Origin of the sequence: Thermoleptolyngbya oregonensis NK1-22, assembly GCF_032705245.1 — a bacterium.
In the GTDB taxonomy this organism is placed as follows: Bacteria; Cyanobacteriota; Cyanobacteriia; order Elainellales; family Elainellaceae; genus Thermoleptolyngbya; species Thermoleptolyngbya sichuanensis.
This window is the reverse complement of the sequence record NZ_CP053540.1, coordinates 212800-227763: the sequence shown is the minus strand read 5'-3', so window position 1 is coordinate 227763 and position 14964 is coordinate 212800. Positions and strand designations below refer to the sequence as shown.

12 protein-coding genes are annotated in these 14964 nt (G+C 56.5%); 4 read left to right on the top strand and 8 right to left on the bottom strand.

Annotation, left to right across the window (positions count from 1 at the left end; genetic code table 11):
* Positions 1-355: 355 nt before the first annotated feature.
* Positions 356-1711 (top strand): S8 family peptidase, encoded by a 1356-nt coding sequence (locus HNI00_RS00975; protein ID WP_297079754.1) that lies wholly within the window; start codon positions 356-358, stop codon positions 1709-1711.
* A 157-nt stretch (positions 1712-1868) separates the two neighbouring features.
* Entirely contained in the window at positions 1869-2930 is a 1062-nt protein-coding gene (gene mtnA, locus HNI00_RS00970; protein ID WP_316789882.1) for an S-methyl-5-thioribose-1-phosphate isomerase, read from the top strand.
* A gap of 97 nt (positions 2931-3027) precedes the next feature.
* Here mtnA and psb28 read toward each other — a convergent pair whose 3' ends face one another.
* The 4 genes from psb28 to HNI00_RS00950 all read right to left on the bottom strand — a co-directional run bounded on the left by psb28 (position 3028) and on the right by HNI00_RS00950 (position 5459).
* On the bottom strand, positions 3028-3399 hold the full coding sequence (psb28, locus tag HNI00_RS00965; RefSeq protein ID WP_316789879.1) for a photosystem II reaction center protein Psb28: 372 nt from the start codon (positions 3397-3399) through the stop codon (positions 3028-3030).
* Between the two features lie 341 nt (positions 3400-3740).
* Positions 3741-4193, bottom strand: coding sequence for a hypothetical protein (locus HNI00_RS00960; RefSeq protein WP_316789878.1), 453 nt, complete (start codon positions 4191-4193; stop codon positions 3741-3743).
* Positions 4194-4433: 240 nt separating this feature from the next.
* Positions 4434-4838: an NIL domain-containing protein gene (locus tag HNI00_RS00955; protein ID WP_172356270.1), complete on the bottom strand. Its 405-nt coding sequence runs from the start codon at positions 4836-4838 to the stop codon at positions 4434-4436.
* Between the two features lie 102 nt (positions 4839-4940).
* Entirely contained in the window at positions 4941-5459 is a 519-nt protein-coding gene (locus HNI00_RS00950) for a phosphoribosyltransferase (protein WP_297077510.1), read from the bottom strand.
* 464 nt (positions 5460-5923) lie between these two features.
* Here HNI00_RS00950 and HNI00_RS00945 point away from each other — a divergent pair, with 464 nt between their 5' ends.
* Both HNI00_RS00945 and HNI00_RS00940 read left to right on the top strand, forming a co-directional pair.
* Positions 5924-7405, top strand: coding sequence for an MFS transporter (locus HNI00_RS00945; protein ID WP_316789874.1), 1482 nt, complete (start codon positions 5924-5926; stop codon positions 7403-7405).
* Between the two features lie 321 nt (positions 7406-7726).
* Positions 7727-9091 (top strand): hypothetical protein, encoded by a 1365-nt coding sequence (locus HNI00_RS00940; protein ID WP_316789872.1) that lies wholly within the window; start codon positions 7727-7729, stop codon positions 9089-9091.
* 1170 nt (positions 9092-10261) lie between these two features.
* Here HNI00_RS00940 and nadB read toward each other — a convergent pair.
* The 4 genes from nadB to HNI00_RS00920 all read right to left on the bottom strand — a co-directional run bounded on the left by nadB (position 10262) and on the right by HNI00_RS00920 (position 14711).
* The gene (nadB, locus tag HNI00_RS00935; RefSeq protein WP_316789870.1) at positions 10262-11992 is read right to left on the bottom strand and encodes an L-aspartate oxidase; all 1731 of its coding nucleotides are present in this window, start codon (positions 11990-11992) and stop codon (positions 10262-10264) included.
* A 17-nt stretch (positions 11993-12009) separates the two neighbouring features.
* Positions 12010-12441, bottom strand: coding sequence for a photosystem II complex extrinsic protein PsbU (gene psbU / locus HNI00_RS00930; protein ID WP_172356282.1), 432 nt, complete (start codon positions 12439-12441; stop codon positions 12010-12012).
* Between the two features lie 152 nt (positions 12442-12593).
* Entirely contained in the window at positions 12594-13580 is a 987-nt protein-coding gene (locus tag HNI00_RS00925) for an adenylate/guanylate cyclase domain-containing protein (RefSeq protein WP_316789868.1), read from the bottom strand.
* A 432-nt stretch (positions 13581-14012) separates the two neighbouring features.
* On the bottom strand, positions 14013-14711 hold the full coding sequence (locus HNI00_RS00920; protein ID WP_420156272.1) for a DUF3120 domain-containing protein: 699 nt from the start codon (positions 14709-14711) through the stop codon (positions 14013-14015).
* Positions 14712-14964: the final 253 nt, after the last annotated feature.

Genomic DNA, 14964 nt, shown 5'->3' with positions numbered 1-14964 from the left:
CGATGGCTTCAGTCGCCTCAGCAGCAAAGCATACCCGCAGCAGACCGCCTTCAGTGCCAGATACGATCGAGATACGTTCAAAAACTTATCCGATATTGATTCAATCTCAGGTTCAAGAAGCCGTTCGTTATCGTTTAATTTACCCATATCGAGTTCAAGTATTTGGGATAGTTCTCGGTTTGCATCCGGCTCTCTCTTCAGCGGATCTTTTAACGGACAGGAGGGGGGCGATCGCCCATCTTTCGCGAATTCCCAACCCGGCCAGCGCCATACCTCAAAGCCAGACGCGCTCACGGGCCTCGCAGACGATGACGGACTGGTCGCCACAGCTACCCGAAGCCGCAGAGCGGGTGGCGTGAATGCTCAGCAAACCATCCACGAATCGCTTTCACGCTGGGATGCCCGCAACCCCACTCGCCCCAATACTTACAAAGATGACTACAGGCTGCAAAGCACAACGGGCGGACAGGTACAGCTAGACCTGACTTCTGGCGCGTTTGATGCGTACTTGCAAATCGTCGATAGCCGCACGGGTAGGGTCATCGCCGCAAACGATGACGGGGGCGGCGGCACAAACGCCCGCCTGACGCTCAATCTGCAAGCAGGGGTTGGCTATATCGTCCGCGTGACCAGCTATTGGGCCAATGAAACGGGGAACTACTCGCTGACGCTGAGTGCGCCCAATGCTCAGCCCCCCGCCAACGGGTTCAACAGCACCTATGGCTATGGCCTGGTCAATGCCGCAGCGGCCGTCGCGCAGTCGATCGGTCGCACGCCGTTTACCCCAGTGGCAGACGCAGGCCATAGCTGGAGCAATAACCTGGTGAATGCGCCAGAGGTGTGGGCACAGGGATATACCGGACGCAACGTGGTGGTGGCTGTGGTGGATACGGGCGTGGACTATACCCACAGCGACCTGGATGCCAATATCTGGCGCAACACGCGGGAAATTGCGGGCAACGGCATCGATGATGACGGCAACGGCTTTGTGGACGATGTGCGCGGCTGGAACTTTGCCAACGGCAACAACAATCCGATGGACGTGAACGGGCACGGCACCCACGTTGCCGGGACGATTGCCGCAGAGAACAACGGCACAGGCATTACCGGAGTTGCCTACAATGCCCAGATTATGCCCGTGAAGGTGCTGGGAGACGACGGATCGGGCACAAACCTGAGCGTGGCGCGGGGGATTCGCTATGCGGCCGACAACGGGGCAAACGTGATTAACCTGAGCCTGGGCGGTGGCTATAGCAGCGACATTGAGTCGGCGATCGCCCATGCCGTTTCCAGAGGGGCGATCGTGGTTATGGCGGCAGGCAACGAAGGCGCAGCTCGCCCCAGCAACCCGGCCAGCCTTGCGATTCAGTATGGTGTCTCCGTCGGGGCGATCGACAGCAGCGGCAACCTGGCATCCTTCTCCAACCGCGCCGGAACCGATAGCCGAATGCAGCATGTTGTGGCCCCAGGGGTGAATATTCTCTCGACCCGTCCGGGCGGCCGCTATCAATCCCTGAACGGCACGTCGATGGCTACGCCCCACGTCGCGGGTGTGGTCGCCCTGATGCGTCAGGCAAACCCCAACCTGACCGATGCCCAGGTGCGCCAAATCCTGACCAGCAGCGCCATCCGCGCCAGCAGCAGCCTGTCCAGCCCGGTCGATCCTGCGCCTCTGACGCTGACGCTTGTACCCCGGCGATCGCGCCGCTAGGGGATTCCAGAACCGGGGGCCCTGCGCTCCTGGTTCGTTTTGGAAAATTTTCCTGAATTCTGTGGGCTACGCCCAGACGGTTTGGCCTCTGGCGTTTCGGCCCACTGGGGGGTTAATTTAGGACAAAGCTAGACCTCTACCCCCCTGACCCTGTCCTATGAACCTCCCAACCTCGCAGGTCTATCCTGTGATTTGGCAAGACGACCATGTTTGGCTGATTGACCAAAACCGACTGCCGACTGAATATGACCTGGTGCAGATTAGCCGCTGCGACGACATGGCGATCGCCATTAAAACCATGATTGTGCGCGGGGCCCCCGCGATCGGCGTGGCGGCTGCCTACGGGATGTATCTGGGAGCCAGAGAAATCGAGACGGGCGATCGCGATCAGTTTTTGCGCGAGTTAGAGTCTGTGGCCACGAAGCTGCGGGCTACCCGGCCCACTGCCGTTAACCTGTTTTGGGCCACAGAGCGGATGCTGAAGGTGGCACGGCAGACCATCGGCCCGGTGGACTATCTCAAAACAGCGCTATTGCAAACGGCGCAGGCAATCCAGACCGAAGACCTGGAAACCTGTCGGGCGATCGGCGACCACGGACTAGCCGCCCTGCCCACCACGCCCCACAAGCTGCGCCTGCTGACCCACTGCAACGCCGGGGCCCTGGCCACCGCAGGCTACGGCACGGCCCTAGGGGTTGTGCGCTCCGTGTGGCGAGAAGATCGGCTGGAGCGGCTCTATGCCGACGAAACGCGCCCCCGCCTGCAAGGGGCCCGCCTCACTGCCTGGGAATGCGTGCAGGAAGGTATCCCTACTACGCTGATCACCGACAGCATGGCGGCGCACTGTATGCAGCGCGGGCTGGTGGATGCCGTCGTGGTGGGCGCAGACCGCATCACCGCCAATGGCGACACCGCCAACAAAATCGGCACCTACAGTCTGGCGCTGGTGTCCCGCGCCCACAATATTCCCTTCTACGTCGCTGCGCCGCTCTCCACGGTGGACTTCAGCCTCAGCGACGGCAGCAAAATCCCCATCGAGGAGCGCGACCCCATCGAGGTCTATCAAATCGGCGAAACGATTATCGCGCCGGAGGGCTTGGACTATTACAATCCTTCGTTTGATGTCACGCCTGCGGAGCTAATCACGGGCATCATCACCGAATATGGCGTAGTGAAGCCTGCGGACTTGGTGGGCCTGCAAGCCAAGCAGGTGAGCTAGCGCTCTGAACCTCTGCCGAACTGCAACGAAATTGCGTCGAACTGCGCCAAACTATGCCAAACTGCGCCGAGATGCGCTGAACTACGCCGCTGCGCCATTATCCTTCACCTTTGCCCTGATATTCCATGCCGTTCGCCTCGGCATAGCGATTCATAAACCGCATAAACCGCGCCCAATGTTCCTCGCGGACTAGCTCAAAGCGGCATTCCACCCGCTTTAGCTCGTCGCCCTCGTCGCCGCCAAAGATAAACTTCACGCTGTCGGGTTCGATCTCGATACGGCCTTCTTCATCTGTCAGGCAGAGGGCTTTGTTAAAGCGGTTGGTGAAGCTTTGAAACCGCTCGATGGACTTGAGCTGCTCGAACGTCATCACGACAAACTGAGCGCCTGTCGTGCGATCGCGCCTCAGGCTCACGCCGCTCAGGTCTTCGGGAATGCCTTCAAAAAATTCAATCGTTGGTAGGGTCATGGGGATTGGGGATTGGAGATTGGGGAATTTGGCGCAGAACATCCAGCAACTTGCCCGCCTCACAAGCTCCCATTTCTATCATCAATCATCCCATTGGGAAAAGAATCCGTCTGTGGGCAACCCCCAGCATTTGCTGCGCCGCGCCACCCCGTATCAAAAACCGTAACGTCGCTCTGGGAGAGCGTTTCCCAGCTTAGATTAAGAGTGTTCACTCCTCATGCGCTCAGCAGCTTCGTCGGGTTCGTCGGGGCTGCTGTTTATTTCTAAGGGATTTACAGAGGGATTTGCACCTGAGAACTGGCGCAGCGGTTCCGAGGCTGTAGTTGAACTGACGGGGGCAGTTATCTCCCCAACGGCCAGACCTGGAGCAGTCGGTTTGCGGGAGCAGGCAGCGTCGTTTCAGCCGTCCACCCAATGGACAAGCCAATGACCGAAATCGCAGTCAGCACGCCGAGGGACTGCCAGCGGCCTAGCTTGGCCTGCTGCAAATCGAGCCGTGCCAGAATCTCCGCCGCGATCACCACCAGGATGTATTCAAAGACGTGATACCAAACGAGGATGACGGCGATCGACATGGCTCCTATCAGCACTAGCGAAAAATAGCCCAGGCTGGATTGGAGCCAATTTCTGAAGAAGCGCCGCAGTCCCCGTGACCAGGCTGTGAGTAAGAGGGCCTGCACGACTGCAAAGGTCACCGCTAGCGCCCAGGCGACCCAGTTTTCGGTGTTTTGGTAGAGAAACCAGCTAAAGCTAGTGTAGGCTGCCAGCAGCAGCGGTAGAGAGACCCAGAGCATGACCCAGAGCAGGAACAATAGGGTAAAACGCTGAACTACGTTTCTATTAGGTTACCTAATAGGCAGTGTCTTAAACCTTTCTAGGTCGTTGATTGCCTTGAGTCGATCCCCCTAAATCCCCGCGCTTACGCGCCGCTTCGCTAGAAATAAGAGGGACTTCCGGAGTGGTTCGGCCCGGTTCCCCCCTTTTTAAGGGGGGCTAGGGGGGATCAAAGGGTTTTAAAGCACGCTCTAGATTACCTACAGGTTAGTGGAGATTGCCTGCACTGGGCAGGTGGGGATGCACTGTTCGCAAACAATGCAGCGCGATCGCCCGAAATTGAGCCGGAAGGTCTGTGGGTCGAGGCTCAACGCTTCCGTTGGACAGACCCCCGTGCAGAGGCCGCAGTGGACGCACAGGTCTTCATCAATCAGGATTTCGCGGCTGGCGGTGGAAATGCCAATATCCTGCGATCGCAGCCAGTCCAGCGCCGCATCCAGCTGATCAATATCGCCCGACAACTCCACCACCAGCGTCCCGATTTGATTCGGCGCGACCTGGGCGCGGATGATGTTGGCAGCCACGTTAAAATCCTTTGCCAGCCGATAGGTGACGGGCATGTGAACCGAGCGCTTGGGAAAGGTGAGCGTAACGCGCTTTTTCACAAATCGTTTTCACAGATTGTTTTCACAGACCGCTAATTACAGCGACCTTACAGCACAGCTTTACAGAGTCGGTTTCGCAGAGGCTTGCCAACTTTCGACGAACTAGGCCGGGGCTGACAGCTTTGCGGCCAGTTCTTCAGCAGTGGTGTTTTCGTAATACTCGAAGGGCTGATGAATCCAGGGGTTATCTTCCAGATAGTCTACGTAGTAATCCGGCTGGAAGATGGAGCAGGCTTTGTACCAGAGAACGCCAGTCCGCATCTCGTCAATATAGAAGCCGTAGTTGTGATTTAGCCATTCGACGCTGCGCTTGAGGCTGATGCCCGAATCGACCAGATCATCCACGAGCAGAACATGGCTGCCCAGATTGGGTGTGGTCATGGCCAGGTCGCGAGAAAAGGTGATTGCACCGCGCGATCGCCCCCCTGGCCCATGATAAGAAGCCGTAGACAAAATCGCCAGCGGCAGGTCGAACACCCGCGAGAGCAAATCGCCAACCCGCAGGCCGCCCCGCGCAATGCAAACAATCTGGTTAAATTCCCAGTCGGATTCATAAACCTTAACGGCAAGCTGTTCAATTAGGCGATGATAGTCGGGCCACGAGACGTAGAGATCTGACATGGGAAAGACGGCAGAGGATGAGTGGGACGAAAACGAGCGAACGGGCAGGATTACCTTAGGATTAAAAGGATTCAAGTTGCGGGATTCAAGTTGCAGGATTAGGGCTGCACCTCAGCAGTCTGCATACCAGCAGTCTGTATACCAGCAGTCTGTATACCAGCAGTCTGTGTACCAGAAGTCCGCATACTAGAACTGCCCCCACAGCGAGCGACAGAGCAGGCGATCGCCCGCCGTGTATTCCCTAGATGATGAGCATCCTACAACTTGCCGGATAAAATCAAGCCACTGGCACAAATCCAGTCCCCCGACGGGTGACTTGCCGCGTTGCTAAAACGGTTGCCAGGACAGTCGTCTGACCAGCGGTTGCCAAGAACGGTGGGCGATCGCCAGCCCTTTCTCCCCGATCTCCTCAGTGCCCCGTTTTCCTTCCCGGTCTTCTTTCCCTGTTTTAGGTTTTCAAGCCGATGAGCGAGTCTGCCTCCAAACTGTCCAAATCTTCCAAATCTCCCGAAGACACCCTCAGCTTTGGCACTAAGCTAGCCTATGGAGCCGGGGATCTAGGAACTGCCATCACGGCAAACATTCTGGCTGTGTTTTTGCTGGTGTTTTTTACCAGCGTGGCAGGCATTCCGGCGGGCATCGCAGGCAGTATTCTGCTGGTCGGCAAAATCTGGGATGCCGTGAATGATCCGATTGTGGGGATTCTGAGCGATCGCACTCAGAGCCGCTGGGGCCGCCGCTATCCCTGGATCGTCGCAGGCGCAATTCCCTTCGGCGTTTTCTTCTTCTTGCAGTGGATTGTGCCCCGCTTTTCCGACAATCCCACCACCAACCTATGGGCACTGGTGGCCTACTACATCGCGGTTTCAGTGCTGTTCAACGCCTTCTACACCGTCGTTAACCTGCCCTACACTGCCCTCACCCCCGAACTCACGGACGACTACGACGAGCGCACCAGCCTCAACAGTTTCCGCTTTATCTTTTCCATCGGCGGCAGCATTTTGTCGCTGGTGATTGTGTTAGCCATTTTCAACGCCATTCCCGACGACGTAGCCCAGCAATATCGGGCGATCGGCGCAATTTGTGCGGTGATTTCGGTGCTGCCCTTTTTCTGGTGTGTGTTTGGGACTTACGGCCATGTGACGCGGCGACAACAGCTTCGCGGCGCAGTCGAAACCAGCACCCAGGAAATGCCCATCCTCCAGCAGCTCAAAGTGGCCTTTGCCAATCGCCCCTTTTTGTTTGTCATCGGTATCTACCTCTGCTCCTGGCTGGCGCTGCAAAACACCGTCACCATCATTCCCTACTTCGTGCGCGACTGGATGGGTCTGTCGAACGCGGTCTACACCCAGGTCGTGATGGCAGTGCAGGTGACGGCGCTGGCAATGCTGCTGGTGTGGGAGCGAATTTCGCGGCGCGTGGGCAAAAAAGCGGTCTACATCCTGGGCATGGTGCTGTGGGTGATGGCAGAAATTGGGCTGTTTTTCCTTCAGCCGGGACAGGTGGGCTGGATGTATTTTCTGGGAATCTTAGCCGGGATGGGTGTGTCTACGGCTTACCTGATTCCTTGGTCGATGGTGCCCGATGTGATTGATTTAGACGAACTGCACACCGGACAGCGGCGCGAGGGCGTGTTCTATAGCTTTATGGTGTTTTTGCAAAAAATGGGGCTGGCGATCGCCCTCTTCCTAGTTGGGCTAGCGCTGGATGCTGCTGGTTTCATCGAAAGCACCGCTGGTGAACCGACTCCCATCCAACCCGCCTCAGCGCTCACTGCCATCCGCGTGATGATTGGCCCGCTGCCGGCCATCGTGCTGCTGCTGGGCATCGGGCTAGCCTATTTCTACCCCATCTCCCGCGAGGTTCATGCCAATATCCTGCTGCAACTGCACGAGCGCAAGCACGCATCGGAAAATCCGCCGGATACCGAGCCAGACCTACGCTGAAATTTTGACGTAGCTCACGATCTCAGGTGCGATCGCCAGCAGCGATTCGCTCCTGGTCAGGGCAGATTGCACGGCATCTCCCGACAGGTGAGTGGCGATCGCCGCGTTTAATCCACCAGTTCCAGCAGCACCAAGCGCAGCGCGGCATCCTGCTCCGCCTGAGCCACAATCCGGGCAACAACGTGCAGAGTTGGTGTTGTCATTGCGAAACTCCTTGATTGTTAGGCGTTTCAGCCCGCCCAGCCCGCCATGAGACGAAAGATTTATCGTTAAAATAGCGGGTATCTTCCACTACGCGATTTGGCGCTGCACGGTTTTCTCATGGCTCCCGTTCCGTCCGAACCTCAGCCGTCCGTTCCCGAACTATCGCCATCGGGCACACTCCCCAACGCGCCAGATAGCGCTCGTTCGGCGGTACACCCAATGTGGGTCTGGAGCGCAATTGGCCTCTTGCTGCTGCTAGTGCCTGTCGGGGTCGGCTTGATGGCAGTGCGGGAACTGCTGGTGCTGCCTGCGCTGCCCCGCTGCTGGAGTGTGGCCCAAAGCAGCAACTCTGGCTCTACTCGGATTTACTGCGCTGAGATTTTAGCGAATAAACAAACGGTCGAAGACCTGCGACGCGCTATCCAGTTGGCAAACCAGGTTGATGCAGACGATCCGCTGCGCGACAAGAGCGATCGCCTGATTGAGCAATGGACTCAGGATATTCTGCGGCTGGGGGAGGCGGAGTTTCAGGCAGGCTCCCTCGACCGGGCCCGCGATATCGCCAAGCGGGTTCCGTTTCACGTCGCCACGTATGCGACGGCTGAAGCAAAAATCAAAGAATGGGAAGCAATTTGGGCTAAGGCTGAGAAAATTTACAGTGAGGTCGAAGCCGAAATCGATCAGGAAAACTGGTTTGCGGCCATGTCTGCGGCCCGAATGCTGCTGACCGTGGGCAATCAATATTGGGCAACTACCCAGTATCAAGCGCTAATGCGGCTGCTGCAATCGTCTCGTGAAAGTGAAGCAACTGCGCGGCGATCGCCCAATTCAGCCAGCAAGGGAGGTGGGCTGAACGATCTGATCCGTCAGTGGGAAACCGAGCAAACAAAGACAGACGCAGAACGATTAAAGACGGCCCAGGAGTTGGCTCAGGGCGGCCGAGTTGAGGATCTGCGGGCCGCAGTAGGTGCCGCAGAGCAGGTACTTTACGGCACGCCGCAGTATGATCAGGCCCAGTCTTTGATCAATACCTGGCGACAGCAAATCGAAGCGATTGAAGATCGCCCCCGGCTGGCTCGTGCGGCTGAGTTGGCTCGCCAGGGCGACGTGCGATCGCTCGAAGCGGCTATCGACGAGGCAAACCAGATCACTTGGGGGCGATCGCTCCATGAAGAAGCCCGTACTCAAGCAGATACTTGGCGGCGACAGGTTCATGAACTGCGGCTACGAGAGCAGGAAGAGATGCTGCGTCAGATGGATCGATCTGCCAGCACCACTCCACCGCCTTTGCCTGCGTCTCTGCCCCCGGTCGTTCCGGTCGTTCCGGTCGTGCCGTCTGCCCCGCCAGTCTCCGAACCCGTGCTGACGCTGCCTGCGGAGGGAACGTCGCTCGCGCTGCCTGCAAGCGTGCCTGCAAATGTGCCGGCCAGCGATAGTATTGCTTTGCCGGGCGATCGCTCTACCCCAGACCCAATGCCCTAGCCCGCTTCAGACCGTCAGATTTCGTTAATTTCACTCCAATTCACTCCAATTCACTCCAAAAGCAGAGCCGTGAGGTCAATCCACGGATAGATTTTCATTTCCAAAAATCATGGAAGATAGAGTGATATCAATTTCTGATTTTGGATTTGCGATTTTGGCTTGCTAGTCTAGCATCTGCGGGATCTCTAGCAATCTCATTCCTATTGCTATATCAGACACTTACAGTCAGTAATTTCTACCAGCGAGTACGCAGAGGCAAGATTTAAGTAACGGATATTACTTACATTAAAAGCTTCTATAAAACGTTAAAAGTTATAAGAAGTGCTATTAAGTTTTCGTGAAGATCCGAAATGGGCGACTGTAACCGTGAATACCATTGGGTATATCAACATCAATCCTAAACAGCGGGGTCTCATTTCAAACCCTCTTCATCCCATTGTTAGCTAGTTGACTAGGCAGTTTTTTGGGATTCCAGCGAGGGCGATCGCCAAAAGTTCGTAGCACGAGATGTGTCCTTTAATCCGTGAAAATACTGATATATTCCGATACTGGTATAAAATAATTCTCAGCTCTGTGATTACCCATAAATGAGGGGTCTGACCCTCTGAGCGCTTATTATTTGGGCTTTTCATTCAGCCCTAGCCAGCAATTAAGAATAAGAATTTCAGCAGATATACTTATAAAAATTGCGATATTCAGCTATACTGTGGTGTGTAATTCGTGAATCTACTGTCTGTCACTAGGTTCTATGGGTAGCTCCATTAGGTTTGCAAATTCAGTCTTACTGGCGGTCGGGCTTTCCCTTGCAGCAGCCTTCTCTGCAACAGCCCAGCCAGTCGAGCGTTGGTCTACTCTCAGTGACGGTAGGCTGGAGTTCCAGCGCTTGGGTTCGCCTGATGCAGCGAATCCCTCGACAGGTCGGATGCGAAATCTGGTTCGGCCTCAAAACTCTTCCTATGACCCACCCGTGCAGGGCGGCCCCCAGAGTTCTCAGGGATCTGGAACTCGGTGACTAAGGCTTGCTCTTGATGGGGGTGCAGGTTTGGCGTAGGGTGTTGTGAGGTTTCAGTGCAGCCCCTTGGGGCAAGAGGTTGAGGGCCTGTCAGTGCCTTGTTCCTTCAGTGCCTTATTCCTTACTTCAGTCTGAAGGCATCTGACCTAAGCGCCTAGCTAGAGCTTAATCGGCATTTTCCACCAGCGCTCAGACCGAATCAGCGTATGGGCTTGCCAATTCGTATTTTCTGTATGGGGGTAGTCCGAGCGGTAGTGGCCTCCCCGGCTCTCAGTTCTGAAGGCAGCACTTTTCACCAACAGATAGGCTACGTCCAAGAGATTGCGCGTTTCTCCCCAGTCCCTAATCTGCGTAGGCGCGAGTCCTGCTTTAGCGAGAGAAACAGGGGCATCCAGGTGAGCAGGGCAGTGGCTAAGGAACTGGCTCAGCGGCAGGTCAGAAAACTGAAGCCGCCACTCCTGAATTTGGGCGATCGCCCGTTCAAGCGACTGCTGCTCTCGACAGATGCCTGCTGCTTGCCAGACCAGTGGCGGCAGGTTTTGGCGAATGGTTTGAATTGCTAATTTTTGAGACTCCCAGTTGGCAATGGCGCTGCTGGGAGGCAGGCTCGGCGAACTTTCTAACTCTTGGGTATTGGGGATACTGGGGTCATTGGGGATATTGGGGGCGATCGCCGCTGGCCAATTTTCAGGCAGCGCGACATGCCGGAGTTGCGCCCCAAACACCAGGCACTCCAAGAGCGAGTTGCTGGCCAGGCGATTTGCGCCGTGTACCCCTGTGCTGGACGTTTCCCCGACGGCATACAGCCCCGCAATCGAGGTCTGGCTGTGGAGGTCGGTCATCACGCCCCCCATCCAGTAATGAGCCGCTGGCGCGACGGGCACGGGCGCTTGAAACACATCCACTCCCCACTGCCGACAAACCTGCACAATGTTGGGAAAGCGCCGCTGAATGGTTTCAGGCGGAATCGGGCGCAGATCTAGCCAGACATGCCCATGCGCCGGATCGGGATGATGACTCTGTAGATAGCTGAAGATTGCGCGGCTTACCACGTCTCGCGGAGCCAATTCGCCCTCAGGGTGATAGTCAAAGGCAAATCGCCGCCCTTCGTTATCGACTAGGTGTGCCCCTTCGCCGCGCACAGCTTCGCTGACCAAAAATCTCGGCGCACCCGGTTTTGTGAGCGCCGTGGGGTGAAACTGGACAAATTCTAAATCCCGCAGCACTGCGCCGCCCCGCCAGGCCATGGCCACGCCGTCGCCCGTGCTGAGAGCGGGGTTGGTGGTTTGGGCAAAGACCTGGCCACCCCCTCCTGTCGCCAAGACCACGGCTCCAGCCGCTAGCCGACAGAGTTGCCCCTCGACCATCGCTACTACGCCCAAGCAGCGATCGCCCGTCTCTGTTAGCCACAGGTCGAGCGCAAAGCTCTGGCTCATAACGTGGATGTTTGGGCGCTGAAGCACCTGTTCTGCCAGGATAGACACCACGGCCCGTCCGGTGGTGTCTGCCGCGTGTAGCACCCGCCGTCGCGAGTGGGCCGCCTCCAGCGTCATGGCCAGGTCAGCCCCATGCCGATCGAACAAGACCCCCATAGCCAACAGATCCCGGATACAGTCGGGAGCCTGTTGCACCATGAGGGTCACAGCTTGGCGATCGCACAGTCCTGCGCCTGCCCGCAGCGTGTCTTCAATGTGTAGCTCTGGCGAGTCATCCGCCGCCATTGGCGCAGCAATGCCGCCTTGGGCCCATTCACTAGCCGAGGTGAGCAACTCGTCTTTGGTGATGAGTCCGACGCGAAAGTGGGTCGGTAAACACAGCGACGTGTAAAGTCCGGCTGCTCCCGCGCCAACGACTAAGACATCAAACTGGCGAGAAAAAGAAGACGACAAGGACAACTGCGGTCTGCCTAGCGGTAAATGCCGTTGTTAAAGCGATCGCCCCCTTCTACGAGCGCATCGAGCGGCGGGCTAACAACAAAGTTGCTGAAGTTGTTTTTCAGAATTTCCTTTTGTGCCTCAGTCAGCCCTGGCATTTTCAGCACGTCTTCCACGCTTTCAAACGGGGCATTCTTGAGGATCATGCGGGCCAGAGTCGGGTACATGCCAGGATACTGCATGAACGCCCGGACGTTGGTGTTATTCAAGTCAATTTTTTTGCCAAAGTCGGTCGCTAGCTTGTCATCCATCGCATTGCGGAATTGCTGTTCTGCCAGCACGGGCGATGGATTGAAGGACAGGGGGCTGAGCGAGGCCGCGATCGCCGTCTGAGGCGAACCCAGCCACCCCCAAGAGGTAAGCATTAGACCCAGAATCATCAACACGCCAACCAGTCGCTTCATCAGTCGAATCCCTTCCAACTACAGTTCTCCAAATCAGCAGCCTATAAAGCAGCCTATAAACCAGCAGCCCATGAGAGCTACTTCATAACTCTCAACAACACAGCTTTAACAGCCTCATAATTAGAGACTACCACTTTGGGGGGAGTATCGCCCTAGATCTTGCTGCTCAGCTTCAAAAACGTATCCAGGTCGGTGAAAGAGCCTGCATAGGTGACGGTTGGCGTATCGTAGCCCTTGAGGCTGACGGTGTATTGCTTAAACAAATTGGGGTTGGCGATCGCCCCAGCCAGGTATTGATACGTTGTTTCCCCCAGGGCCACATCCATGCCAATTTGCTTGGTAGACGATTCCAGACGGAAGGCGGCATTCACCGTGTCGCCTAGGGCGGTGTAGTCGGGGCGATCGCCCGTACCCGTGTTGCCCACCATCGCATAGCCCGTGTTTAGCCCTGCGCCCACCCGCAGAGGGAACGGCAGCGGATAGCGCTCATGCAGGCGGCTGGTCATTTTGTGCAGAGCGCTGAGGGCGCGAGCAATCCGCACCATCTCGTCGGGCGTAATGCCCTGCGCCCCGTGAATCCAGACCGCCATAATCGCGTCGCCGATGTATTTATCGACCCAGCTTCCGTATTCGCGAATGATGTCGCCCGCGCAGCGAAACCAGGTGCCGATCGCCTCTGAGAGAATCTTCTCGTCTAGCTGGCGCGTCATCACCGTAAAGTCGCGAATATCGACGACCAGCACCGAGATGAGCCGCCGGACGTGGAGGGTGGCAGTAGCGGTGAATTCTTGTGAGTCGATGCCGACCGAGGAGTCATGGAGATGCGACAGTTCGGGAGAGTAGAACTCTAGCTCAGTCTGCCCAAAGGTGAGGCGATCGCCATTGTGGAGCGTTACGGGCACGCTCACCCGCCGACCGTTCACAAACGAGCCGTTGCGGCTGCCCAAATCGATCAGGTAAAACTCGCCTGTCTCCATGCGTTGCAGCATGGCATGGTTGCGCGAAATCCAGCGATCGGGCAGCACAAAATTGTTATCGTCTCCTCGTCCAATCGTCCAACAGTTGTTGTTCGTAAGTGAGAGGTAACGATTGCCAGCGTCGGTTCGTAATATCAGATGGGGAATGGGTTGGGCAGTCACTGACAAAGATGAGAAACCGCTAAATCTTTCCCGAAGAGATGCATCCTGGTAAGTCTGGCACGCTGTGTCAGCGAAGGGCCAGCCGAGCCAGAGGCGCTCCAGAAACAACCTTGCAGATGCTCTGTAGAGGCTCCATCGAAGCTCTAAATCACCCTGAGTGAGAACCGCCAGTGGTCTTAGCCCGTTTGCACCATGTCAACAAACCCTCAAATCTCTCAGAGAGGCCTAAGAGAGGCTTGTAGCACTCTGCCAACGATGCGCTGCAATTCAGGACACCCATTTGCCTGGAAACTTCGCAATATCCAGCATTTGCGCCCATAACCTGCAACGACAATTAGCTAACTCACTCCTGCAACTCAACCATGCGACCCTGGCAATGCTACCAAAGCCACACTACTAAGTTAGCCCAGGATACTCAAATCATATCCTCAGTCAGGCAGCAGTCGCCGCTAACCAGAATAAGCCATCTACCAAAAGAGTGCTCAAAATGGCTCCTCCAAAGCTCCACCCGTGGAGCGATCGCAACCGTAAAGGCGCGAACCCCAGCATCACCAGCAGCCCCACCAGCAGCAGCGCAAAGCCACCACCCCAGGGCGTATACATCTGATGAAGGGCTGCCTGGAGGATTGTTCCGGCGGCACTTGCGTCTGACTGCATTAATTGTCGCCAATAGGGAACCAGATCGACCAGGTAGAAATACAGATCCGTAATTGCGGTTCCCAGCAGCGACCCCAGGTAGAACCAGCGCCCTATTTTGTGTTTTGCCCTGTGGAGGCCAGGCAAGATGAACGGCAGACCCAGCGCCTCGACGGGCAGATGGTAAAACGGCTCCCAGCGCAGCCAGCCCCAATAAATCGACCCGGCAAGCCAAGTCCAAGCAAAGCCAATCAGCAAGTCACCCCAAAGTTTCGTGGTCGGCTGGCGCAAGAGCGATCGCCCCAGTCCAACCCAGAGCAGTGTCATTCCCAGGCTCAGCCAGGGAAATAGCTGCACCAGCGGTGCCTGGAAAAACACCGGAACCGAGACTAAAAAGACAGATGCCGAAAAAACTGCGAGATGAGTCGTGTAGTTGGCTTGACGCTCCGCTGCTTGAGGTTCTGCGGCAAGATCGCTGGGGAGGGCAGCAGGCAGACCCGAAGGCACGAACGGCAAACGAACCGGCAGAATCGCTGATTCAGCGGCTGATTCGGCAATAGATTCAACGATGGATTCGGTGAGGTAAAGAGAGCGATCGCGCGGTGTAATGGAAACCAACTTTAATACCAACGATTCTTAATGCTTTTCATTTAGTTTACGTTATTTAACACATTGAGGAAAGCCTTGGAGCGATGTAGACAGGGGGTTAGTTGAGGCAGATTATTGAGTCCAGCCAGGATTTAGCCCT

Coding starts and splice junctions, on each gene's coding strand:
- mtnA (WP_316789882.1), top strand. CDS start 1,869: ATGAACCTCCCAACCTCGCAGGTCTATCCTGTGATTTGGCAAGACGAC.
- psb28 (WP_316789879.1), bottom strand. CDS start 3,399: ATGACCCTACCAACGATTGAATTTTTTGAAGGCATTCCCGAAGACCTG.
- HNI00_RS00960 (WP_316789878.1), bottom strand. CDS start 4,193: ATGCTCTGGGTCTCTCTACCGCTGCTGCTGGCAGCCTACACTAGCTTT.
- HNI00_RS00950 (WP_297077510.1), bottom strand. CDS start 5,459: ATGTCAGATCTCTACGTCTCGTGGCCCGACTATCATCGCCTAATTGAA.
- HNI00_RS00945 (WP_316789874.1), top strand. CDS start 5,924: ATGAGCGAGTCTGCCTCCAAACTGTCCAAATCTTCCAAATCTCCCGAA.
- HNI00_RS00940 (WP_316789872.1), top strand. CDS start 7,727: ATGGCTCCCGTTCCGTCCGAACCTCAGCCGTCCGTTCCCGAACTATCG.
- psbU (WP_172356282.1), bottom strand. CDS start 12,441: ATGAAGCGACTGGTTGGCGTGTTGATGATTCTGGGTCTAATGCTTACC.